The organism is Pseudomonas sp. Cab53, from assembly GCF_018325965.1.
GTDB lineage: Bacteria > Pseudomonadota > Gammaproteobacteria > Pseudomonadales > Pseudomonadaceae > Aquipseudomonas > Aquipseudomonas chlororaphis_E.
On record NZ_AP021902.1, the window covers coordinates 3,280,018 to 3,302,182 of the forward strand.

Genomic DNA, 22,165 nt, shown 5'->3' on the forward strand with positions numbered 1-22,165 from the left:
TCATGCACGCCACAGTTCCTTTGTGGGAGCGGGCTTGCTCGCGAAAGCGATGGGGCAGCTTGCATCGGCATCGACAGGACTGCCGCCTTCGCGAGCAAGCCCGCTCCCACAGAGGGTTGTGGGTGTTTGCTGGTTTTGTGCTTGCCAGGCAAGCGATCGACGCCGATCAAACTCAGGATCAGCAGAAACGGCAACAGCAGCGCTTTGATAATCCGCATGGTCTGTCCCCTCCTGGTCAATGACGATTGCCTGCATGCTAAAACCCCGGCACCCGCGGCGGGTTACTACCTTGGTACTGGCCCGGCGGTACTTTCTGCATATTTCCCCAGGCCCACCGGCTTCCTATGCTGGCGCTACCTGCAATGGAGGTGGTATGCGCCGGCTCGTCAGTTACGCCTTGGTTCCCTTGCTGGCAGCGGCCAGTGGCTGGCTGCCGGGCGTCGTCCAGGCTGCTGAGAACACGCCCTTGCAAGTACGCATCGGTTACCTGGGCTATCGCCCCGACCCCGGGCCATTGCTGTCCAACGTGATCGCCGAGCCCACCGACGCGGGGCTGCGCGGCGCCGAACTGGCGGTGATCGACAGCAACAGCACCGGGCGTTTCCTGAAGCAGGACTACCGCCTGGAAAGCGCCCAGGTCGACACCCCCGAAGCCCTGCTGCAGGCGGCCCGCGCCCAGCATGAACAGGGCTTGCGGCTGTTCGTGGTGAATGCCCCGGCGGCAAGCCTGCGCCAGCTCAGCGCCGCCCTGCCCGACAGCCTGATCTTCAACGCCGGCAGCCCCGACGACAGCCTGCGCACCACCGACTGCCTGGGCAACGTGCTGCATAGCCTGCCCGACCGGGCCATGCTCGCCGATGCGCTGGTGCAGTTCAGCGTGGTGCGCAAATGGCAGCGGGCGCTGTTGATCGTCGGCCAGACCGCCGACGACCAGGCCTACGCCGCGGCCCTGCGCCGGGCGATGAAGCGCTTCGGAATGAAAATCGTCGCCGAAAAGGCCTGGCAGTTCGACAACGACCAACGCCGCAGCGCCCAGGCCGACATGCCGCTGTTCACCCAGGCCGCCGAGTACGACGTGGTGCTGGTAGCCGATGAGCGCGGCGATTTTGGCGAATACCTGCCCTACCAGACCTGGTACCCGCGCCCGGTCGCCGGCACGCAGGGGTTGACCCCCACCGGCTGGCACAAGACCGTGGAAACCTACGGCGCCGCCCAGTTGCAAAAACGCTTCGAGAACCTGGCCGGCCGCTGGATGAACGACCGCGACTTCGCGGCCTGGATCGCCGTGCGCAGCATCGCCAGCGCCGTGAGCAAACTGCGCCAGGACGACCCCTTCGCCATCCGCCAACTGGCCCTGGGCGACCAATTGCCCCTGGACGGTTTCAAGGGCCGCAAACTCAGCTACCGCCCCTGGAACGGCCAACTGCGCCAACCGATTCCCCTGGTCCAGCCGCGAGCGCTGGTCAGCACTTCGCCCCAAGAGGGCTTCCTGCACCCCACCAATGAAATGGACAGCCTGGGCTACGACCAGCCCGAAGTGAGCTGTCGCTACCCCTGATCGCACACAACAATAAGGAAAACCGCCATGCGCCGCCCGCTGTTCCAACCGACCCTGCTCTGCCAGGTCCTCGCCCTCGGCGCTGTGTTGCTCGCCGCCGGCCCGGCCGCCGCCAGCATCGCCTGGGTCTCCAACGAAAAAGACAACAGCCTGAGCCTGATCGACATGCAGAGCCTGGAGGTCATCGAGACCCTGCCGGTGGGCCAGCGCCCCCGCGGCCTGTTGCTGTCCCACGACAATCGGCTGCTGTACATCTGCGCCAGCGATTCGGACCGGGTCCAGGTGATGGACGTGGCCACCCGCAAGATCATCAAGGAACTGCCCTCCGGCAAGGACCCCGAGCAATTCGCCCTGCACCCCAACGACCGCTGGCTCTACGTCTCCAACGAGGACGACGCGCTGGTGACGGTGATCGACACCCAGACCTCCCAAGTGCTGGGCCAGGTTGGCGTCGGGGTCGAGCCCGAAGGCATGGCCGTCAGCCCCGACGGCAAGTGGGCGGTCAACACCAGTGAAACCACCAACATGCTGCACTGGATCGACACCAGCACCCTGACCCTGGCCGACAGCACCCTGGTGGACCAGCGGCCGCGCTTCGTCGAATTCAGTCGCGACGGCACCCAGCTGTGGGCCTCGGCGGAAATCGGCGGCACCCTGACGATACTCGACGTCGCCACACGTCAGGTGCTCAAGACCCTGACGTTCCAGATCAAGGGCGTGCACCCGGACAAGGTCCAGCCGGTAGGCATCAAGCTCAGCGCCGACGGCAAGTACGCGTTCGTCGCCCTCGGCCCGGCCAATCATGTGGCGGTGATCGACGCGAAGACCTTCGAAGTGCTCGATTACCTGCTGGTGGGCCGGCGGGTCTGGCAACTGGCGTTCACCCCGGACCAACGCCAATTGCTGGCAACCAATGGCGTGAGCGGCGATGTCTCGGTGATCGACGTCGAGAGCCGCAAGGTGCTCAAGTCGGTGAAAGTCGGGCGCTACCCCTGGGGCGTGGTGGTGACGCCATGAACGCGCTGGAGGTCAGCGACCTGAGCTTCGCCTACGGTGCGCGCGAGGCCCTCCGGCAGGTGAACTTCAGCCTGCCGGCCGGGCATTTCGCGGCATTGCTGGGGCCCAACGGCGCCGGCAAGTCGACGCTGATTGCCTTGCTCACGCGCCTGTACGATGTGCAGCGCGGAGACATCCGCGTCGGCGGTCATTCGTTGCAGGCCTCGCCCCGTCCGGCGTTGCGGCAACTGGGCGTGGTGTTCCAGCAAAGCACGCTCGACCTGGACCTCAGCGTCGAACAGAACCTTCGTTATCACATCGCCCTGCACGGCTGGTCGCGACGCCAGGGCGCCACCCGGATCGACGCCGAACTGGCGCGCCAGCACCTGACCGAGCGGCGCCACGAACGGGTGCGCGACCTCAATGGCGGTCATCGGCGCCGCGTGGAAATCGCCCGAGCGCTGCTGCACGAGCCGCGCCTGCTGTTGCTCGACGAACCGAGTGTCGGCCTCGACCCGGCCAGTCGCCTGGCCCTGGGCGAACACATCCGGCAGTTGTGCCGGGTGCAGGGTATCAGCGTGCTGTGGACCACCCACTTGCTGGACGAAGTGCAACCCAGCGATGACCTGTTGATCCTGCACCAGGGTCGCCTGGTCGCCCGCGGCCGCGCCGACAGCGTCAGCCAGGCCCATGGCGGCACCCTGGGCTCGGCCTTCAGCCGATTGACCGCTGCGGGAGCTGCGTCATGAACGCCTATTGGCAATGTTTCAGCGGCATCGTCATGCGCGAATGGTTGCGCTTCGTGCTGCAACGCACCCGCCTGCTCAGTGCCCTGGTGCGCCCGTTGCTGTGGCTGCTGGTGTTCGCCGCCGGCTTTCGCGCGGCCCTGGGCATCGCGATCATCGCCCCCTACGACACCTACATCCCCTACGAGGTGTACATCGTGCCCGGGCTGGCCTGCATGATCCTGTTGTTCAATGGCATGCAAGGTTCCTTGTCGATGGTCTACGACCGGGAAATGGGCAGCATGCGCGTGCTGCTGACCAGCCCCCTGCCCCGGGCCTTCCTGCTGGCGAGCAAGCTTGTGGCGACGTCGCTGATCTCGCTGCTGCAGGTCTATGCCTTTCTCGCCATTGCCTGGTTGTACGGCATCCAGCCGCCGGTCATGGGCCTGCTGCTGGCATTGCCGGCGCTGTTGCTGGTGGCGCTGATGCTCAGCGCCCTGGGCCTGCTGCTGTCCAATGCGATCCGGCAACTGGAGAACTTTGCCGGGGTGATGAATTTCGTGATCTTCCCGATGTTCTTCCTGTCCTCGGCGTTGTACCCGCTGTGGAAAATGCTCGAGGCCAGCCCCTGGTTGTACTGGCTCTGTGCGCTGAACCCGTTCACCCATGGGGTGGAGCTGGTGCGCTTCGCGTTGTACGAGCAATTCAATCCGCTGGCGCTGGGGGTGTGCGCCGGCCTGACGCTGGTGTTCGCCCTGCTGGCGGTGTGGACGTTCAACCCCCAGCATGCGGCGCTGCGCAAGGTGGGTTGAGCAAACCCGCGTCAATCCTGTTGTGGGAGCGGGCTTGCTCGCGAATGCGGAGGGGCAGTTTGCTCCGGTGCTGGATGGGCCACCGCTTTCGCGAGCAAGCCCGCTCCCACAGGGTTTGTGTACCCCTGCATAGGCACAGCGCCTATCCGAAATTACGACTTTAGTACTGGTTTTCCTGTCTATGGTCGCATTCACAAGACCTCGACCCTGGCATGTAATGGGCGCATAACAAAAAGGATAAATCCTATGCCCCGTTTGCTGGCCATGGTCTTGCTGGGCCTGGCGCTGAATGCCGCGCAGGCCGACACGCTGCTGTTTTCCCCGCAGGGCTACCGCATTGCCCAGTACCGCAGCCCGACGCCGAGCACCGTCGACGGCGCTCAAACCCTCGACACCTCCGCCCTGCAGCACCTGCTCGAACAGGATCCGCCGCCGGTGCTGGTGGACGTCTACCGGCGGCCCTGGCTCCAGGGGCGCTTCATCGACAACGAACCTCACGCCAACCTGCCCGGCAGCCTGTGGCTGGCCAATACTGGCGACGGTGAACTGGAGCCGGCCTGGCAGGACTACTTCAGCCGCCACCTGCGCGACGCCACCGCCGGACGCCTGGAGCAACCACTGGTCTTTTATTGCCGCTCCGATTGCTGGTTGAGCTGGAACGCGGTAAAACGCGCCGCCGCCATGGGCTATAAGCATCTGTACTGGTATCGCGATGGCCTCGATGCCTGGGAGGCAGCCAACCTGCCCCTGCAAGCGGCCCGCCCCCAACCTTTTCCCTGATCCTGAATGCGTGCACCTGCTCCAGCCACAACACAATAACGAGGTGAATGGCCATGTATAAAATTCTGATAGCCGACGATCACCCACTGTTTCGCGAAGCCATCCACAACGTCATCAGCGACGGTTTTCCCGGCAGCGAGGTCATGGAAACCGCCGACCTGGACAGTGCCCTGGCATTGACCATCGAACACGACGACCTGGACCTGATCCTGCTGGACCTGAACATGCCCGGCATGCACGGGCTCAATGGCCTGATCAACCTGCGCAACGAGGCCCCCACCATTCCCGTGGTGATCGTCTCGGCCGAACAGGACAAGCAGGTGGTGCTGCAAGCCATCACTTATGGCGCGGTGGGGTTCATCACCAAATCCTCGCCGCGCTCGCAAATGACCGACGCCATCGAGCAGATCCTCAACGGCAACGTCTACCTGCCGCCAGACATCATCCGCACGCAGAAAAGCCCGACGGGCCGCCGCCTGAACGAAACCCCGGCCTTCCCCGCCGAACTGCTCCAGGCCCTGACCCGCAAGCAGCTGCTGGTGCTCGAACGCATGACCAAGGGCGAGTCGAACAAACAGATCGCCTACACCCTGGACATCGCCGAAACCACGGTCAAGGCCCACGTCTCGGCGATCCTGCGCAAACTCAACGTGCACAACCGAGTGCAGGCGATCCTCAGCGCGGGGGATATTGATTTTGGGGCTTATCTGCGGCGTTGATGCTGTTCGAACCCTAAACATGCCGGTTGTGGCGAGGGGATTTATCCCCGCTGGGGCGCGAAGCGGCCCTAAAAACGGCAACTCGGTACACAAGATGGAACCAGGGGCTGCTTCGCAGCCCAACGGGGATAAATCCCCTCGCCACAATGAGGTTCTACCTAGTGGCTCTGGCCCCCACCTAACAGGTGGCTCATCGCAATCTTCAGCTTCATCGGGCGCACCGGCTTATGCATCAGGGTGTGGCCGCGCTCGCGGATCTGCTGCTTGAGTTCGTTGCTGTAATTGGCGGTAATCATCATGGCCGGGATCGGCGCCGTGCGCCGGGCGTTGATCCGGGCCACCGCGTCGACGCCGTTCTGGTCGTGGTCCAGGTGATAGTCGGCGATCAGCAGATCGGCGCCGGCGGGGTCGTCGTCCATCTGGCGCGCCAGGTCCTGCTCCGACAACGCCGTCGTCACCTGGCAGCCCCAGCCTTCCAGCAAGGTGCGCATGCCGGCACAGATCGCCGCATCGTTGTCCAGCACCCAGACCCGGGCACCGCGCAGGCGCCCCAGCATCGGTTCGCTCATGTCCGGGCACGGCAACGGCTTGGGCGCCGTGGCGCTCAGGGGCACGTCGATGGCGAACATCGAGCCCTTGCCCGGCCACGAGCGCACCTGAATCCGATGCCCGAGGATCCCGGCAATTTTCTCGACGATCGCCAGTCCCAGGCCCAACCCTCGGTCCTGGTTGGGCCGCTGCACATCGCCGCGCTTGAACTCCTGGAAAATTTCCTCGAGCCGGTCTTCGGCGATGCCGATGCCGCTGTCCCAGACCTGGATCGACACCTGCCCACGATGCCGTCGGCAGCCCAGCACGATGCGCCCGCTGGGGGTGTAGCGAATGGCGTTGCTCAACAGGTTGCGCAGGATCCGCGCCAGCAACTGCATGTCACTGCGCACCAACACCGAACAGCCGACAAAGTGCAGCGCCAGCCCCTCGCTGCGGGCCACCTGGGCATACTCGGCCGCCAGGTTGTCGAGCAGTTCGCTCAGGCCGAACGGCGCGACATCGGCCTTGATCACACCGGCGTCCAGCTTGGAGATGTCCACCAGGGTGCCGAGCAAGTTCTCGACGTCTTCCAGTGAATTGCTCACATTGCGCACCAGGTGCGCGTTGGCGACCGGCTCGCGGCGCTCCAGCAACGCGCTGGTGAACAGCCGCGCGGCGTTGAGCGGTTGCAACAGGTCATGGCTGACCGCGGCGAGGAACTTGGTTTTCGACAAGTTGGCCTGCTCGGCCTCTCGCTTGGCCTCGCGCAGGCGCACTTCCACCCGGCTGCGCTCATCGATTTCACGCAGCAGCTGGTCGTTGAGGCACGTCAGTTCGGCGGTGCGTTCCTGGACCCGCTGTTCCAGGTTCTGATAAGCCTGGTGCAGTGCCTCGGCCGTGCGGCGGCGTTCGGTGATGTCGCGGATGAGCACGAAGATCCCCACCACTTCACCGTTGGCCAGGCGGTTGGGCACGTAGGAGCGCAGCATGTAGCGTTCCTGGTTGTTGATGTTGGTTTCGGCGAACTCGAACGTCACGCTTTCACCCGCCAGCGCGCGGGCCACGTAGGCTTCCAGGCGTTGGTAATGCTGCTCGCTGTGGGCCTCGCGCAGGCTCTGGCCGAGCATCACGCCACGGGGCCAGCAGTACCACTGCTCGTAGACTTTGTTGGTGAATTCATAGACCAGGTCAGCGTTGAGGTAGGCAATCAGCGCTGGCACGTGGTCGGTGATCAAGCGGATCCAGCGCTCGCTTTCGCTCAGTGCCTCGGCATGCTGGTAGCGCTCGGTGATGTCGGTGAACGTATTGACGTAGCCACCAGTGGGCAGCGGATGGGTGCGGATCTCCAGGACCCGGCCGTCCGACAGGCGCTGTTCGCATTCGTGAACCGAGCGGCCATTGCTGTCGCGGCTGGCCGGGGTCAGCAATTGCAGCTCGGAGTCGCCAATCACTTCGCTGAACGAACGATGGGCCGCCACGGGAGCCAGGCCGCTGAGTTCGAGGAAGCGCCGGTTCCACAGCTCCAGCACACCCTGGGCATTGACCATCGCCACGCCCTGGGACAGGTTGTCCACGGCCCGTTGCAGCAGGTGGGACTTCTGTGCGATGGCTTGCTCGCGACGCACGGTTTCACTGAGCTTGACGTCGGTGATGTCGGTGAACAGCATCACCCGCCCACCTTCCTGGGTCGGCCGCTCGCTGACCTGCAGCCAGCGACCGTTCTGCATTCGGTACAGCACGTGCTCGTCGGCCTGCCCCCGCGGCTCCTCGCTGAACAGGCCGTTGGCGGTCATCAGGCGCTTGACCTCGCACAGGCGCATCCCGGCGATAATGCGCACCCGGCTGTGGGCCCAGAAAGCCTTGAAGCGGCTGTTGAACAGGACGATGCGCTGCTGCGCGTCGAACAGCACGAACGCATCGGAGATGCTCTCGATGGCGTCGATCAGGTGCCGATGGGCGGTTTCCGCCCGCAATCGCGCCTCGCCCAGCAAGTGATTGCCGGCCTTGAGCTCGGCCATGGCCTGGTTCAGCGCATCGGTGCGTTCGCGTACTTGTTCGGCCAGCACCACCGAATGCTGGAACGCCGCGTACGGGTCGTTGCCACGGGTCACCCCGGACTCCACGCGTTCGATCAGCGCCGCGTTGATCCGCCGCAGCTTGCGGTTCTCGTGTTCGAGGTTGGCCAGTTGGGCCTGCAGCTCAGCGATGGCCGGGGGCGCGATGACGGGCAATGGCAACTCCGGTGAACGTCTGGTTGATGTGCATGCCATTGAACTGTTCTCCATAGGTGTTGAACCCCAGCACCCGCTGTTCGCGCAGGAATTGGCCGATCTGCTCCAGGCCGCCGCGGTCTTCGAGCTCCAGGCGCCTCAGGAAACAATCGCAGCCGATGGTCAGCAGCACGTCGCCAAGCCGCGCCTGCAAGCCGTCGAACAGGGCCTGCAGGTTGTCCAGCAACGGCCCTGGCGTCATCGCCGTGAGGACGATGCCGTTCTCCACCGCGCAATAGAAGCTCAGGCTCAGGTCCGGGTGCACCTGCTGGATCGCCCGCACGTAGTACTGGTCGTTGATGCGCACCGCCAACGGATGTGCCGCGAACACCCGGTAATCGAGGGCACTCACCGGCACGCCGATATGCCGAGCGTACTCCTCGGCGGCGGGCTCGGCGTTGAGTTCGTAGACCCGTCGCGAGGCGCTGTCGGCGCCGGTCACCACCAGTTTTTCTTCCCGGGGCAGGATGTGGTGGGTGGTGAAGACCTCGAATTCCAGCCAGGTATTGATCAGCACCACCACCGCCGCGCCGCTGTGGAACTGGCCTTCGAAGTACACGTGGGTGTGGGTCAGGTGGTTGTCGTCGCCGGCCGAACCGCCGAAATGCGGGATGTCTCCCAACGCTGCGCTCAAGGCCGCCAGGACCATTTCTTCGCGACTGGACAGGCCGTCGAGCAGGGTCAGCGCAAAACTGTGACCCTTGATCGGCGCCAGGGCGTTGCTGCGACACCCGCCGGCCAGACGCTCGACCATCTGCTGGGCGTCGATCAGGCTAAAGTGCTCCATTTCACCGATCAGCTCGGCGGCGATGGAAAAATGCCGGTGGTCGAACCCCACCGCCGTCACACAATTGCGCCCGTAGCCCTGGGGGGTGATTTCACCGGCGCTGGTGCACCCCACCAGGCGAATCCCGCCAAAGCTCTGGGACAGTGCCTGGCCGAGGGCCGGCAGGTCGTAGGCGGCGGAACAGAAAAACAGCACGAAACCCAGGTGCGGGTGCAACAACTGCCGCGCCAGCGCCTGGGCCACTTCCTGGACATCCGTCGCCGCGGACATGGCGCTGACCACGCCTTCTGCCTGCTGCATTTACGCCTCCGGCGGGTGCGTGATAGGGACCTTGAGTGTACGAAGATAGGCCGGGGCGACGAATGCTACTTGGGTAGTGGGTGGACGCTTCGATGGGATGAGAAGACGGCGGCAAACCCTTCGAGAGCGTGGCGAGGGCGCTTGCTCGCTCGCCACGACTGCCGTGCAGCTCATTGTCGTGCCGCACGATTCACGTGCTACACCAACTTCAGTGACTCATCGACGACATACCTCCCGCCTGCCCCAGCACCTTCTGGTCGATGTCCTCCAGGCGCAGGACCTGGCCGCCGGTCTCGGTAGCCAGCTTCTGCGCGGCCTGGGCTTCGGCGAACGAGGCCAGGACGACGCCCATGGCGCCCTTGAGCCCGGAGCCGACCACGAAATAGGCGCTGCGGGCGTCGATCAGGTGCGCGTCATCCGGGCTGTCCCAGTGGCTGCGGCCCATGTCATGGACGAGCAACTTGACGTCGGCCCGATGGTTTTCCGGTTGCAGCCACCAGCCGAGCATTTCCGCCGGGGAGCAGAACTTTTTCACCCCATCGGCCCCGACCGCCGCGCCCTTGGGCCCAGGAAAATCGGTGATGACCATGCCGCATACATGGCACTCGTCACTGCGATGGAACGCCAGCGGCGCCTCGCCGGCCGCTGGCGGCACGGCCTGGTCACACGCCACCAGCGCCAGGCACACCAGCATCCCGGCCAGCAGGCGGCTCGCCTTGGAATACACCCTGTTCATCGTTACAGACTCCTTATCAAGATCAGACATTCACGGGCACCGGCGCTGGAACAGCCGATAGGCCAGCCACAACGGCACGGCCATCCACACCACCAGGCACATCCACAGCCCGGGCGCCGATACCGGCAGATCGCTGCCCAGGGTCAGCACGGCGGCGCCGTGGGTGGCCGAATCGAATCCGGACAGGTTGATCAGCCGATAGACATCGGTGGGGTTGAACAGCAGCAGCCATGGCAACAGTTGCGGGTTGAAGCGCCCTTCGCTCAGCACCAGCAGCGCCAGCAACGCCAGGTCGAACACCAGCACGAAGAAGAACCACACCCCCAGGGCCAACCCGGCGGCGGTGGATTTCTCCGCCGACAGGCAGCTCAGTACATAGGCCAGGCCGAGGAACACCCACCCCAGCAGCGTGCTGGACACCATGAAGCGCCCAAAAGCCCAGAGCAGCAGGCTCAGTTCGACGTCATCCACCAACAGAGCAATGGCAAGCATCGCGCAGCCGAAACCGATGAACGTCGCCAGGGCCAGGATCAGGCCGTGTCCGACGAACTTGCCCAGCAGCAACTGACCGCGCCCCAACGGGTAGGTCAGCAACAGCAGCAAGGTGCCGCTTTCGTCCTCGCCGACGATGGCGTCATAGGCCAGCAGCAAGGCGATCAGGGGCATCAGGAAGGTCGCCAGGCTCGACAGGCTCGCCACCGTCGCTGGCACCGAGGTGAAGCCCAACTGCCCCGACGCCGCGGCGCCCAGCCAGGCGATACCAATGGCCAGCACGGCGAACAGCAGACTGATCGCCAACAACCAGCGATTGCGCAGGCCGTCGCAGAACTCCTTGCGGGCCATGGTCTGGATCGGGTTCATTGATGGGCCTCCTCGCTGGCTGCACGGACCATGTAATGGCGGTACAAGTCCTCCAGGGACGGCGGCTTGATCTCGACGTCGGTCGGGTTGTGCTGCGCCAGCAGCTGGCGCAACAGTGCGAGCTTGCTGCCGTCCGGCGCCGACACTTGCAAGCCTTCGGCGCCCCAGCCCTGGGTGACATGCCCTTCGCTGCGCCAGTGCTGCTGCAACTGCTCGGCGCGGGCCAGGCCCGAGGCCCGGATCAGGGTCGGCAGACCGGCGTCCTTGCGCAGCCGGGCCAGGCTGCCCAGGGCCAGCAGGCGCCCGCGGGTGAGGATCGCGGCGCGGTTGATGTGGGCCTCGACCCCCGGCAGGACATGGGAGCAGAGAATGATGCTGGTGCCCTGCCAACGCAGGCGATCGAGCAGCTGATAGAGGTCTTGGGTGGCGATGGGGTCCAGGCCCACGGTGGGCTCGTCCAGCAGCAACAACCGCGGCTGGCCGAGTAATGCCTGGGCCAGCCCGAGGCGCTGGCGCATGCCCTTGGAATAAGTCCGCACCCGGCGCCGGGCCGCGTCCGCCAGGCCCACCTCCTCCAGCAACCGTTCGACCTGCTCCGGCGCGGCGCCCTTGAGCCGGGCAAAATGACGCAACGTCTCCAACCCGCTCAACTGCGGATAGAACATGACGTTCTCCGGCAGGTAGCCGAGCAGGCGTCGCACACTCGGGTCGCTGGGCTCGCGCCCGAAGACCCGCACCTGGCCCTCGCTGGCCCGCAGCAAGCCGAGGATCAACTTCATGGTGGTGGTCTTGCCCGCACCGTTGTGCCCGAACAGGCCGAGCACTTCGCCCTGGGCCAGGTTCAGGTTCAGCCCGTGCAGCACGGCAACGTCGCCATACTGCTGGCTGACGCCTTCGATCTCGACGACGTTCAAGACGCGTCCTCCTGAGCCCTGTTGCGTGGTGGGGGTTGGACCGGCGCCGCCATCAGCGGATGGCTGTCCAGCACCCCGGGGGATTTCATCACCGGGAAGGCTCGCTGTACCCAGCGCAGCAATTCGATGCCCGGACTGTTCATCAACAGCCGCACCTGCGGGTACAGCCACAGCAGGCGGTCGACGTTGTCGTTGGGCTCGTAGACCACATCTCCCAGGCCGTCGCCATTGCGATCCCACCCCAGGTAGTCACTCCAGTAGTTGCCGCGCCCGTCCGCCGACCACTCCTGCAGGCGGGTGGCGACGTACTTGACCTGGCGCTGGTTATGGACGAAGGCATTGCCGGCGATGCGGTTGTCCTCCGAGCCGGCGGTCAAGTGGATGCCCACCGCACTGCGCTCGAAATGATTGCCTTCGATGCGATTGAACAATGAGTTGTAGATGAACAGGGCCTTGCCCTCGGCACCGACGATCATGGTGTCGCCGGTGGACCCGTCGCGCACGTCGGTGACGACGTTGTCGCGCAGGGTTGAATAGGTGATGTAGTTCATCAGGATCCCGTAGTTCTGGTCCTGTTCGGAGCGATTGCCGATGACCGTCAACTGGCGGCTCTGCATCAGCGCATAACCGGTGCGGGTCCGCCGGGTGACGTTGTCCAGCAGGCGGTTATCGTTGGCGAACATGTAATGCACGCCATAGCGCAGGTCCTCCAGGACATTGCCCTGGAGCAGGTTGCCGTTGGAGGTGTCGATGTAGATGCCGTCGCGGGTGTCGCGCACCTGGTTGCCGATGACCTGGGCCCCGTGGACCGCATACAGGTGGATGCCGTTGCCCCGGTCCTGGGAACGCAGGCTGGCGTCGCCCTGGATGCGGTTGTCGATCAGGCTGACGTCCCGCGTGCCATCGACCCAGATGCCGAAGCCCTGGCCCTGCATCCGGTTGCCACGCACCACCGCTCCCTGGGCGACAGGCTTGATGAACACCGCGGCGTTCATCGCCGTCAGGTCATGGCCCCAGTCCAGGAACGTACAACCCTGGATGCGCACGTTCGGCGCCTGGATGATCACGCCGTTGCCCTCGCCCTGCCCCAGGAATACCGCATCCGGCGCACAGGTGAGGGTCATCGGCTGATCGACGCTGAACGAGCCCCGGTACTGCCCCGCCGGCAGGCGCCATTGCTGGTCGCCCTCGGCCTGCAAGGGCAGGTCGGTGATCGGCTGCGGCGCGCCGAACGCGCCGCCCGATAACAGGCCCAGCATCAGCGCAATGACCGGTTGGCACGCGCGGCCCGTGGGTTGCTGCGGTTTCCCGGCCATTGGGCCTGTCTCCTCGTTCGGCCGACTCAGGCTTTTTCAACCAGCATGCGACCGACCATCTCCATGTGCAGGGCGTGACAGAACCAGCTGCAGTAGTACCAGTGCAGGCCGGCCTTGTCGGCGGTGAAGGTGATGGAGGACGTCTGCTGCGGGCTGATTTCCATGCTCACGCCGTGGTTGGTCATGACAAAGCCGTGGGACACGTCCTCGATCTGGTCGATGTTGGTGATGGTGACCGTCACTTCGTTGCCCTGCTTGACGGTGAATTCGGTCAAGCCGTAGGCCGGCGCCATCGACGTCATGTACACCCGCACCTGGTTGCCATCGCGGATGACCTTGTTGTCGGTCTCCAGGTTGATACCGTCCTTTTTCGCCAGTGCCACCGTCTCGGCGAAGAACGGGTCGTTGCGGTTCCAGATTTTCTGAGTCTTGATCTGGTCGCGCCGGGCGAGGATGCAATCGTGGGGTTCGGCGAAGGCCGGGCCGTCGTGCACCAGCTTCATTTCTTCGCCGGAGATGTCGATCAACTGGTCGTTCTCCGGGTGCAGCGGCCCGGTAGGCAGGAAGCGGTCCTTGGAGAACTTGCACAGCACCACCAGCCACTTGCCGTCCGCCTCGCTGGTCTCGGTCAGGGACGCATGGTTGTGCCCGGGTTGGTACTGCACGTCGAGTTTCTGCTTGATGTAGTTGACCTTCTCGCCCTTGTAGGCGCGGATGGCTTCGTCCATGTTCCACTTCACCACTTGGCTGTCGATGAACAAGGTGGTGTAGGCATTGCCGCGCCCGTCGAAGGTGGTGTGCAGCGGCCCCAGGCCCAGTTCCGGCTCGGCGACGATCACTTCCCGAGGGTCTTTGTAGCGGCCTTCGAACAGGTCATCCAGGCGGTCGATGGCAATCATCGAGACAGTCGGCGACAGCTTGCCGTTGGCGATGAAGTACTTGCCGTCGGACGAGGTGTTGCAGCCGTGGGGGTTCTTCGGCACCGGGATGTAGCGAGTGAATTCAGAGTCCTTGCCGTCGGTCTTGCGACCATCGACCACCGGCACCTTGGAGCCGTCCAGGGTGATGAACTTGCCGGCCTTGATCGCCGCCTCGATCCGCGGGATGTTGAACACCACCACCCAGTCGCGCTCGTTGCGCATCATGCCGCCCAGGTCGTAGGCCTTCTCGGAGTTGTAGCAGGTGCTGGCGGCGTATTTGCCGGTGTAGTCGGCATCGGAGTTATCCAGGTTGCCGTCGACGATCACCTGGAACGCCATTTCCATTTTCTCGGCATCGATGGCGTTGAACATCGTGAAGCTGTTCTTGTCCTGCAGGTCGAAGGTATGGCCATCGTTGGGATGCGGGATCACGAACTCGGCGTTGGCGAACACGTACTTGGTGTAGGGCACCTTTTGCAGGCGCAGGCCGTGGATCGCCTGCACGTTGGGCACGGTGAGGATCTTGTCGCACTTCATGATGTCCAGGCGAATGCGCGCGATCCGGGAGTTGGCCTTGTCGTTGATGAACAGGTACTTGCCGTCGTACTTGCCGTCGGTCATGGAGATGTGCGGATGGTGGCAGTCACCGTTCTTGTACTTGGCGCTCTCCCCCAGGATGCGCTTGCTTTCGTTGGTCAGGCCCCAACCGGTGGCCGAGTCGACGTTGAACACCGGGATGCGCATCAGCTCGCGCATCGACGGCACGCCCAGCACCCGCACTTCGCCTTGGTGACCGCCGCTCCAGAAGCCATAGTATTCGTCCAGTTCGCCGGGGCCGACATGGACCTTGGACTTGGCCTCCTTGGCTTCCTTGGCTTCCTTGGCGGCCGCCGCCCATGACTCCCGGGTGAAAGTCCCGGCGCCCAGCGCCGTGGCACCGGCCAGCACGGCGCCGGTGACCGCACCGGTGCCGAGAAAACTGCGCCGGCTCACGCCCCGCGGTTCTTCCACCACGTCCGGCGTGGCGTTTTTCTTGTCGCTCATGCTGTGTGCTCCATCAAGAATGAAAGGGTCAGGGGGCGGGTTTTTCCAGGTGCCTCAAGGCGCCGGGGTCACCTGCACCACGGGAATCAATTGGGGGTCGGCCACCGCGGCCTTGCCGCGTTTCTTGCGCTTGTTGATCAACGGCGGGCATTTGTTTTCGTTGTGCCAGGTCATCTGGCAATCGAGGCAGTAGTGGCACTCGTTGGCGTTGATGCGACCGTCGGGATGAATCGCCTGGATCTCGCATTCCTTGGCGCACAACTGGCAGGGGTTGCCGCACTCCTTGCGGCGCTTGAGCCAGTCGAACAGGCGCAGGCGTGTCGGCATCGCCAGGGCCGCGCCCAGCGGGCAGACATAACGGCAATAGACTTTGCGCGTGAACAGGTTGACCACCAGCAGGCCCAGGGCATACGCCACGAACCACCACTGGCGGTCGAACCGCAGGGTGACGGCGGTCTTGAACGGCTCGACTTCGGCCAGGCGTTCAGCGGTGGCCATCGACTCCAGCGAAACGCCGAACAGCACCAGCAAAATGATGTACTTGAGCGCCCACAACCGTTCGTGGACCGCGAATGGCAGTTCGTACTGGGGCACCTTGAATTTGCGCGCCAGCTCGTTGATCAACTCCTGCAACGCACCGAACGGGCACAGCCAGCCGCAGAACACCCCACGCCCCCAGAGCAGGATGCTGGCGGCGGTGAACACCCAGAGGATGAAGATCAGCGGGTCGGTGAGGAACAGCTCCCAGCGGAAGCCTTCGAACAGGGCATGGACGAAGGTCAGCACGTTGACCACCGACAATTGGGCCAGGGCGAAGCCGCCGAGAAACACCACGGTGAACACCAGGTAGCCGCGGCGCACCCAATGCAGCAGGGTCGGCCGCCGGGCCAGGGCGTCCTGGAAGAACAGGATGACGGTCAGCACCAGCAACGCCGCCCCCAGCAGGCTGATCTCCAGACTTTTCTGGTACCACAGCGTCAGCCACATCGGCCGGCTGGCCTCCTGCGCCGCAGCCAGTTGTTCGGCGCTGGGCAACGGCCGTTCCAGGTAGGCTTCGGGCAGTTGATAGGCCAGCACGAAGCTGCTGAACGTACCGCTGACCGGCCCGGTCTGGCGGCGCACCAGCAACTCCAGGCTCCAGGGCGCGCCGGGGTCGAAGCGATGGGTGGCGCGGATGATGAAAATCGCCATTTCATCGAAGGCCGGCATGTCGTCGGCGGCGACATCGTCCAGGCGCTGGAAGTCCAGGTCGCGGAAGCTGATGGTGTCGCCGAACTGGCGCAGCACCACCCGATCGAAAATCCCGCCGCGCACATAACCCGACCCTTTGAACGAGTAGCGCCCGCTGCCCATGACCGCGATGGCCTGCTCGCCCGGCTTGAGTTCGCTCATCAGCGTGCGGTATGGGCCCTCGCCCAAGAGGTTGCGGCCGATGGTGGGCGGGTTGAGGTGGGTCACGTACAAGTCGATGAAGGTGTCGTCGGCCTGCTCGGCGCTGGCGACTTCCACCTGCTCGGCCTCGGTGCCCTTGAACGAGGCGTCGACCTGGCCCCGCGTCAGGTGCAGGCGACGCACCGCGCCGCTGCCGGTCAGCGTCGCCCAGCCGGCGGGTTCGAAGTTGTCCTCACGCACGCGGGCCGGTGCCACCGTCAACCCGGCGTTGCCCTTGACCAACCCCAGGGCAACCGCGACATCGTGGGCGGCGCGCATGATCACCTCGTTGACCACCATCGCCGTCACGGTGGCGCCGGCAATGGCATCCACCGTTACCGCATTCGGGTCACTGGAGTGCCCCACCACCACTCGCTGGCTGACCTTGACGCCGCTGTAGCGCGCGCTGAAGGCGTGGAGTTTTTCTTCGGCGATGCCGATCAACAGGATCGGCTCATGGTGTTCGAGCACGTAGGCGTCGAGGATCACACCGGCCGGGTCGAGGATGACCTGCACGTTGATTGGCTTGCCCGAATAGGCCGGGATGTCCACCACGTCGAGGCTTTGGAACACGTAGCCCACGACCTTGCCCGCCGCCGACAGCGTGCGCACCTTGTAGGGGCCTTCAGGCTCGGAGATCGCGTCGCTCTGGCCCAGCACATGGTGGATGCGCTGCTGCTGGATGTCCCCGTAGTCCTTGGCCTGGGCGAGGCCCGCGAACAACAGCAGGAAAACCAACAGGCCACCCAGCCAGTGGCGGAACAGGTGCAGCATCGCAAAGGAAGGGGTCATGGACGCCAGGGCTTAGGACAGGATCTTGGCGAACATCCTAGGGGCCAGCCTTTTTTTGGCCCTTGATTGAAATCAACTTGCTACAAAAGCGCTGTCGGAAGCCTGCGTGCGAAGCCCCCCAGTGCACCAGGCCCATCCCCTACAGCGAGCAAGCCCCCTCAATGCAACCCATAGGCGTAAATCCCCAGGTCATTGTTGTCGTACCAATTGCCCTTGGCCCAGAACACTCGATCCTGGCCCGGCTGGAAACCCAGCACCCCCAGGTAGCCGTCCACATTCAGCTTGTGCCAGGAACCGCCCCAGTCCGTGGAGTAAAACACCCCGTCCGCGGAAATGCTGGCGTCCGACCACCAGTAGAGCCAACGCGGTGGGTGATGCTCGCTGCTGGTGTTGATCAGCAAGGTGTTTTGCCCGACCCAGAAACCATCGCCGCGCAAGCGGCTGTCCGAGGCCAGGGGCGCAAACACGCTGGGCAACTCGCCCGTGGGGCGCCAGTTCAGTGTGCCGGTGTCCAACTCGGCTACGACGTCCTGGCCCTGATGCCCCTGGTCGATCAGGCCAAACACCCGCCCGGCCTCGTTCTGCGCCAGTGCATCGATAAACAGGTTGTCGTCACGCTGCCTGGCCACCATCTGCCACTTCCCGGCCTGGCGTTGCAACTCGGCCCGCGTCGTGACATTGACCGCGACGTTGTCGCTTTTGCCATCCGGATGACTGCCCCAAAAACGTTGGGACAACCAGATGAACGCGCGCTGCCCATCGACCTGAATGACGTGACCACGGATTTCGCCCCGATCCTCCGAGTCGGTATGCCACTGCACGACGTCAGGTCGCTGGTCATGGGCGTACTGGGCGCTCACCAGCAGCGATTCGGCGGTGACGATCGGGGTGCTGGTTGCGCCGCGATCGGCCGAATAGAACACGCCGGTAGCAATGCCACCGGGCACCTCTGCGTCCATCGCGCTCAACGAGCCCCAGGCCCACACTTCATCCGATCCGTGAAAGTAAGGATCGAGGCTCCAGGCCACCTGATCGGCCTCGGCGAAGAAGCCTTGCTTCAACCCTGTCCACTGCTTGCCCTGGTCATCACTGCGCAGGACAACCGTCTGCCGCGGACCGTCAGTGGTCCACGCGTCGGGCCGGTCCAGGCCGGTGAGCAGGAACAGGCTGGCGCCATCGGGACTGGCGACCAGGCACGCGGCGCCGCTGACATGGGCTACCAGTTGGAACTGCCCCTGGGCGTCGAGCCGTGAGATGAATGAGGTTTCTGTCTCCCGCGCCGAGAAAACGCTGAAGGCGCTAGCGTCCTGCGCGGCCTCGGTCTCCTTCGATTTGCCGTAGACCACGGTGTCCAGGTTCACGACCTCGGCCGCAGGCTCCAACATTTGCGCATCGCCTTCCAGGCGCCCGACCAGCCAGGTGCCTTTCGGGGTCGCGACCACGCCCGTGCAATACTGGCTCATCGCCCGCTGGCGGGTGTCTTTCACGGCGCCCACGTCTTGCCGGCCTGGGCTGTCGCCGCCCCAATCCAGCTTGGCGCTGGTGATCGTCCACATGTACCACAGCGCCGCGGCGGCCAGCAGGGCAACAAACAGTTGAGTCAGAAGCTTCGATCGAGGCATGGGAGGTCCGTATCCTGGGAAAACTGGAAATGCTTTTCTCATCTCCCGGGGCCCGAGTAAATTTTTATCGCACGAGAACGGTTGAACCCGGTCGCATTATTGTCAGGGCTGTGACTCAGGTTGCATTCTTCAGCCGATCCATCACGCCACGTCACAAAAGCTCCGAAAGCCACGACGCCTCAAGCAGACGCACACAAGGAAATTCCATGCCCTCCCGCTCCGGCCCCGCCTCCCCCTCGTCCTTGCCCGAAAGCGCCGGTTGTGTCCGGGTGCGCGGCGCCCGCGAACACAACCTCAAGAACGTCGACGTCGACATTCCACGCGATGCCCTGGTGGTGTTCACCGGTGTGTCGGGCTCCGGTAAATCGTCGCTGGCCTTCTCCACGCTCTACGCCGAGGCCCAGCGCCGCTACTTCGAATCCGTCGCGCCGTATGCGCGGCGCCTGATCGACCAGGTGGGCGTGCCGGACGTGGACAGCATCGAAGGCCTGCCACCGGCCGTGGCCCTGCAACAACAGCGCGGCACGCCCAGCGCCCGTTCTTCGGTAGGCAGCGTCACCACCCTGTCGAGCCTGATCCGCATGCTCTATTCCCGTGCCGGCAGCTACCCGGCCGATCAACCGATGCTCTATGCCGAGGACTTCTCCCCCAACACGCCCCAGGGTGCCTGCCCGGAGTGCCATGGCCTGGGCCGGGTCTATGAGGTGACGGAAGCGTCCATGGTGCCGGACCCTTCGCTGACCATCCGCCAGCGGGCCGTGGCCGCCTGGCCCATGGCCTGGCAGGGGCAGAACCTGCGCGACATCCTCGTCACGCTGGGCTATGACGTCGATGTGCCCTGGCGGGACCTGCCGAAAAAGCAACGCGACTGGATTCTCTTCACCGAAGAAACCCCCACGGTCCCGGTGTACGCCGGGCTCACCCCGGCCCAGACCCGCGCCGCCCTCAAACGCAAGCTCGAACCCAGCTACCAGGGCACCTTCAGCGGCGCCCGGCGCTACCTGCTGCACACCTTCATGCATTCGCAAAGCGCGCAGATGCGCAAACGCGTGGCCCAATACATGCGCGCCAGCCCCTGCCCCATGTGCGAAGGCAAGCGCCTCAAGCGCCAGGCGCTGACGGTGTCCTTTGCCGGCCGAGACATCGCCGAACTGTCGCACCTGCCATTGCTGGAACTGGCCGAGGTGCTCAAGGGCGTCCTGGCCCCCGACTATCTCGAACAGGCCGAAGAACCGGGCGCGGTGCTCACCCATCAGCAGACCCGGGCCGCCCGCGAGCAACGCGCCGCCCGGGGCGATAACCCGCACGTCGGAGGACCGGACGCACGACACACCCACAACCTGTCCCTGGAAAAACGCCTGGCGGCCCAGCGCATCGCCGCCGAATTGCTGGAGCGGATCGTCACGCTCATCGACCTGGGTCTCGGCTACCTGGCCCTGGAGCGCAGCACGCCGACGCTGTCCTCTGGCGAGCTGCAACGCCTGCGCCTGGCAACCCAACTCAATTCCCAGTTGTTCGGGGTGATCTACGTGCTCGACGAGCCTTCCGCGGGCTTGCACCCGGCCGACAGCGAGGCGCTGTTCGATGCCCTGCAACGGCTCAAGGCCGCCGGCAACTCGGTGTTTGTGGTCGAGCACGACCTGGACACCATGCGCCGCGCCGACTGGCTCATCGACGTCGGCCCCGACGCCGGCGAACAAGGCGGCAACATCCTCTACAGCGGCCCGCCCCAGGGGCTTGGGCAGGTGCAGGCCTCGCGGACCCGCGCCTACCTCTTTGCCGAAGACACCGCGAGCCCCCGTGCCCCTCGGCCACCCAAGGACTGGCTGCGCCTGGAGGGCATCACCCGCAACAATCTCGACAACCTGAGCGCCGCCTTTCCCTTGGGCTGCTTCACGGCGGTGACCGGCATCTCCGGCTCCGGCAAATCCAGCCTGGTGAGCCAGGCCCTGCTGGACCTGGTGGGCGCCCACCTGGGCCAGGCCAGCGCCAACGCCGAACCCGAGGAACAGAGCCTGGAGGACGAACCCGTGCAAACCAGCGGCGGGCATGTGACCGCCGGGCTCGAGGGGATCAAGCGGCTGGTCCAGGTAGACCAGAAACCCATCGGCCGTACGCCGCGCTCCAACCTCGCCACCTACACCGGGCTGTTCGATCACGTGCGCAAACTGTTCGCGGCCACGCAACAGGCCCAGGCGCTGGGGTTCGATGCCGGGCGGTTTTCCTTCAACGTCGCCAAGGGCCGCTGCGAGACCTGCGAGGGCGAAGGTTTCGTCAGCGTCGAATTGCTGTTCATGCCCAGCGTGTACGCTCCCTGCCCCACTTGCCACGGGGCGCGCTACAACCCGCAGACCCTTGAAGTCAGCTGGCAAGGCCTGGACATTTCCCAGGTGCTGCAACTGACCGTGAACCAGGCCCTCGACGTGTTCGCCGAACAAGCAGCGGCGCGGCGCACCTTGCAAGTGTTGCAGGACATCGGCCTGGGCTACTTGCGCCTGGGCCAGCCGGCCACGGAACTGTCCGGCGGCGAGGCGCAGCGCATCAAACTGGCGACGGAACTGCAACGCAAGGCCCGGGGCGCCACCTTGTACGTGCTGGACGAACCCACCAACGGCTTGCACCCCCAGGACGTGGACCGCTTGCTGGTGCAACTCAATCGTCTGGTGGATGAGGGCCACACGGTGGTCGTGGTGGAACACGACATGCGCGTCGTGGCGCAAAGCGACTGGGTCATCGATATCGGCCCCGGCGCCGGGACCCAGGGCGGGAACGTCGTGGTGTGCGGCACACCGGCCAAAGTCGCCCAATGCCAGGAAAGCCGCACCGCCCCATTCCTGGGCCGAGCCTTGCAACCCGGCACATCAACCCGGTGACCAGTTCCTCGCCACAGAAAGCTGGGCGTCACCCGTGGCGAGGGAGCTTGCTCCCGCTGGGCTGCGCAGCAGCCCCAAAAGTGCTCGCCCCGCGCGCTATCTGATTGACTGCATCAAAACCCAAGGGGGCCGCTTCGCGGCCCAGCGGGAGCAAGCTCCCTCGCCACAGAAAAGCGGG

17 protein-coding genes are annotated in these 22,165 nt (G+C 64.8%); 7 read left to right on the plus strand and 10 right to left on the minus strand.

The genetic code is table 11. The features are described from left to right. Entirely contained in the window at window positions 1–255 is a 255-nt protein-coding gene (locus KI241_RS14265) for a hypothetical protein (protein ID WP_212802622.1), read from the minus strand. 118 nt (window positions 256–373) lie between these two features. Between KI241_RS14265 and KI241_RS14270 the strand changes: the two genes are divergently transcribed. The 6 genes from KI241_RS14270 to KI241_RS14295 all read left to right on the plus strand — a co-directional run bounded on the left by KI241_RS14270 (window position 374) and on the right by KI241_RS14295 (window position 5,590). After that, complete coding sequence (locus tag KI241_RS14270) at window positions 374–1,558, plus strand: ABC transporter substrate-binding protein (RefSeq protein ID WP_212802623.1); 1,185 nt, start codon at window positions 374–376, stop codon at window positions 1,556–1,558. A 27-nt stretch (window positions 1,559–1,585) separates the two neighbouring features. Further along, window positions 1,586–2,575, plus strand: coding sequence for a YVTN family beta-propeller repeat protein (locus tag KI241_RS14275; protein ID WP_212802624.1), 990 nt, complete (start codon window positions 1,586–1,588; stop codon window positions 2,573–2,575). After that, a complete protein-coding gene (locus tag KI241_RS14280; protein WP_042729327.1) occupies window positions 2,572–3,303 on the plus strand; it encodes an ABC transporter ATP-binding protein in 732 nt (243 codons plus the stop codon). Before KI241_RS14275 ends, KI241_RS14280 begins: the two co-directional genes overlap by 4 nt. Further along, window positions 3,300–4,091 carry an ABC transporter permease gene (locus KI241_RS14285; protein WP_047737917.1) on the plus strand — a complete coding sequence of 264 codons (792 nt, stop codon included), beginning with the start codon at window positions 3,300–3,302 and terminating at the stop codon, window positions 4,089–4,091. The genes KI241_RS14280 and KI241_RS14285 overlap by 4 nt, the downstream gene beginning before the upstream one ends. Window positions 4,092–4,337: 246 nt before the next feature. Continuing rightward, the gene (locus KI241_RS14290; protein WP_042730216.1) at window positions 4,338–4,871 is read left to right on the plus strand and encodes a PQQ-dependent catabolism-associated CXXCW motif protein; all 534 of its coding nucleotides are present in this window, start codon (window positions 4,338–4,340) and stop codon (window positions 4,869–4,871) included. 53 nt (window positions 4,872–4,924) lie between these two features. Beyond that, complete coding sequence (locus KI241_RS14295; RefSeq protein WP_042730217.1) at window positions 4,925–5,590, plus strand: response regulator transcription factor; 666 nt, start codon at window positions 4,925–4,927, stop codon at window positions 5,588–5,590. A 158-nt stretch (window positions 5,591–5,748) separates the two neighbouring features. On the opposite strand, the gene nahK is transcribed toward KI241_RS14295, so the two are convergent. From nahK to KI241_RS14340, 9 genes are all read right to left on the minus strand, one after another. Beyond that, window positions 5,749–8,391: a hybrid sensor histidine kinase/response regulator NahK/ErcS' gene (gene nahK, locus KI241_RS14300; RefSeq protein ID WP_080922076.1), complete on the minus strand. Its 2,643-nt coding sequence runs from the start codon at window positions 8,389–8,391 to the stop codon at window positions 5,749–5,751. Then, window positions 8,321–9,478 (minus strand): nitric oxide-sensing protein NosP, encoded by a 1,158-nt coding sequence (gene nosP / locus KI241_RS14305; protein WP_042730214.1) that lies wholly within the window; start codon window positions 9,476–9,478, stop codon window positions 8,321–8,323. The genes nahK and nosP overlap by 71 nt, the downstream gene beginning before the upstream one ends. Before the next feature lie 208 nt (window positions 9,479–9,686). Then, complete coding sequence (locus KI241_RS14310; RefSeq protein WP_212802625.1) at window positions 9,687–10,214, minus strand: nitrous oxide reductase accessory protein NosL; 528 nt, start codon at window positions 10,212–10,214, stop codon at window positions 9,687–9,689. 30 nt (window positions 10,215–10,244) lie between these two features. Then, window positions 10,245–11,075: an ABC transporter permease subunit gene (locus tag KI241_RS14315; protein WP_212802626.1), complete on the minus strand. Its 831-nt coding sequence runs from the start codon at window positions 11,073–11,075 to the stop codon at window positions 10,245–10,247. Beyond that, window positions 11,072–11,989 carry an ABC transporter ATP-binding protein gene (locus tag KI241_RS14320; RefSeq protein WP_212802627.1) on the minus strand — a complete coding sequence of 306 codons (918 nt, stop codon included), beginning with the start codon at window positions 11,987–11,989 and terminating at the stop codon, window positions 11,072–11,074. The genes KI241_RS14315 and KI241_RS14320 overlap by 4 nt, the downstream gene beginning before the upstream one ends. Beyond that, entirely contained in the window at window positions 11,986–13,305 is a 1,320-nt protein-coding gene (locus KI241_RS14325) for a nitrous oxide reductase family maturation protein NosD (protein ID WP_042730210.1), read from the minus strand. The genes KI241_RS14320 and KI241_RS14325 overlap by 4 nt, the downstream gene beginning before the upstream one ends. A 26-nt stretch (window positions 13,306–13,331) precedes the next feature. Next, window positions 13,332–15,269 carry a TAT-dependent nitrous-oxide reductase gene (nosZ, locus tag KI241_RS14330; RefSeq protein WP_212802628.1) on the minus strand — a complete coding sequence of 646 codons (1,938 nt, stop codon included), beginning with the start codon at window positions 15,267–15,269 and terminating at the stop codon, window positions 13,332–13,334. A gap of 54 nt (window positions 15,270–15,323) precedes the next feature. Next, window positions 15,324–17,474: a NosR/NirI family protein gene (locus tag KI241_RS14335; RefSeq protein ID WP_212803878.1), complete on the minus strand. Its 2,151-nt coding sequence runs from the start codon at window positions 17,472–17,474 to the stop codon at window positions 15,324–15,326. 176 nt (window positions 17,475–17,650) lie between these two features. Then, window positions 17,651–19,114, minus strand: a complete 1,464-nt coding sequence (locus tag KI241_RS14340) for a hypothetical protein (RefSeq protein ID WP_042730207.1) — start codon at window positions 19,112–19,114, stop codon at window positions 17,651–17,653. A gap of 206 nt (window positions 19,115–19,320) precedes the next feature. Here KI241_RS14340 and KI241_RS14345 point away from each other — a divergent pair, with 206 nt between their 5' ends. Continuing rightward, window positions 19,321–21,987, plus strand: coding sequence for an excinuclease ABC subunit UvrA (locus KI241_RS14345; protein WP_212802629.1), 2,667 nt, complete (start codon window positions 19,321–19,323; stop codon window positions 21,985–21,987). The last annotated feature ends 178 nt before the right edge of the window (window positions 21,988–22,165 follow it).

What these genes read in the sequence shown, in the direction of transcription:
- KI241_RS14265 (WP_212802622.1), bottom strand. Translation starts at nt 255, where the DNA reads ATGCAGGCAATCGTCATTGACCAGGAGGGGACAGACCATGCGGATTAT.
- KI241_RS14270 (WP_212802623.1), top strand. Translation starts at nt 374, where the DNA reads ATGCGCCGGCTCGTCAGTTACGCCTTGGTTCCCTTGCTGGCAGCGGCC.
- KI241_RS14275 (WP_212802624.1), top strand. Translation starts at nt 1,586, where the DNA reads ATGCGCCGCCCGCTGTTCCAACCGACCCTGCTCTGCCAGGTCCTCGCC.
- KI241_RS14280 (WP_042729327.1), top strand. Translation starts at nt 2,572, where the DNA reads ATGAACGCGCTGGAGGTCAGCGACCTGAGCTTCGCCTACGGTGCGCGC.
- KI241_RS14285 (WP_047737917.1), top strand. Translation starts at nt 3,300, where the DNA reads ATGAACGCCTATTGGCAATGTTTCAGCGGCATCGTCATGCGCGAATGG.
- KI241_RS14290 (WP_042730216.1), top strand. Translation starts at nt 4,338, where the DNA reads ATGCCCCGTTTGCTGGCCATGGTCTTGCTGGGCCTGGCGCTGAATGCC.
- KI241_RS14295 (WP_042730217.1), top strand. Translation starts at nt 4,925, where the DNA reads ATGTATAAAATTCTGATAGCCGACGATCACCCACTGTTTCGCGAAGCC.
- nahK (WP_080922076.1), bottom strand. Translation starts at nt 8,391, where the DNA reads ATGGCATGCACATCAACCAGACGTTCACCGGAGTTGCCATTGCCCGTC.
- nosP (WP_042730214.1), bottom strand. Translation starts at nt 9,478, where the DNA reads ATGCAGCAGGCAGAAGGCGTGGTCAGCGCCATGTCCGCGGCGACGGAT.
- KI241_RS14310 (WP_212802625.1), bottom strand. Translation starts at nt 10,214, where the DNA reads ATGAACAGGGTGTATTCCAAGGCGAGCCGCCTGCTGGCCGGGATGCTG.
- KI241_RS14315 (WP_212802626.1), bottom strand. Translation starts at nt 11,075, where the DNA reads ATGAACCCGATCCAGACCATGGCCCGCAAGGAGTTCTGCGACGGCCTG.
- KI241_RS14325 (WP_042730210.1), bottom strand. Translation starts at nt 13,305, where the DNA reads ATGGCCGGGAAACCGCAGCAACCCACGGGCCGCGCGTGCCAACCGGTC.
- nosZ (WP_212802628.1), bottom strand. Translation starts at nt 15,269, where the DNA reads ATGAGCGACAAGAAAAACGCCACGCCGGACGTGGTGGAAGAACCGCGG.
- KI241_RS14335 (WP_212803878.1), bottom strand. Translation starts at nt 17,474, where the DNA reads ATGCTGCACCTGTTCCGCCACTGGCTGGGTGGCCTGTTGGTTTTCCTG.
- KI241_RS14340 (WP_042730207.1), bottom strand. Translation starts at nt 19,114, where the DNA reads ATGCCTCGATCGAAGCTTCTGACTCAACTGTTTGTTGCCCTGCTGGCC.
- KI241_RS14345 (WP_212802629.1), top strand. Translation starts at nt 19,321, where the DNA reads ATGCCCTCCCGCTCCGGCCCCGCCTCCCCCTCGTCCTTGCCCGAAAGC.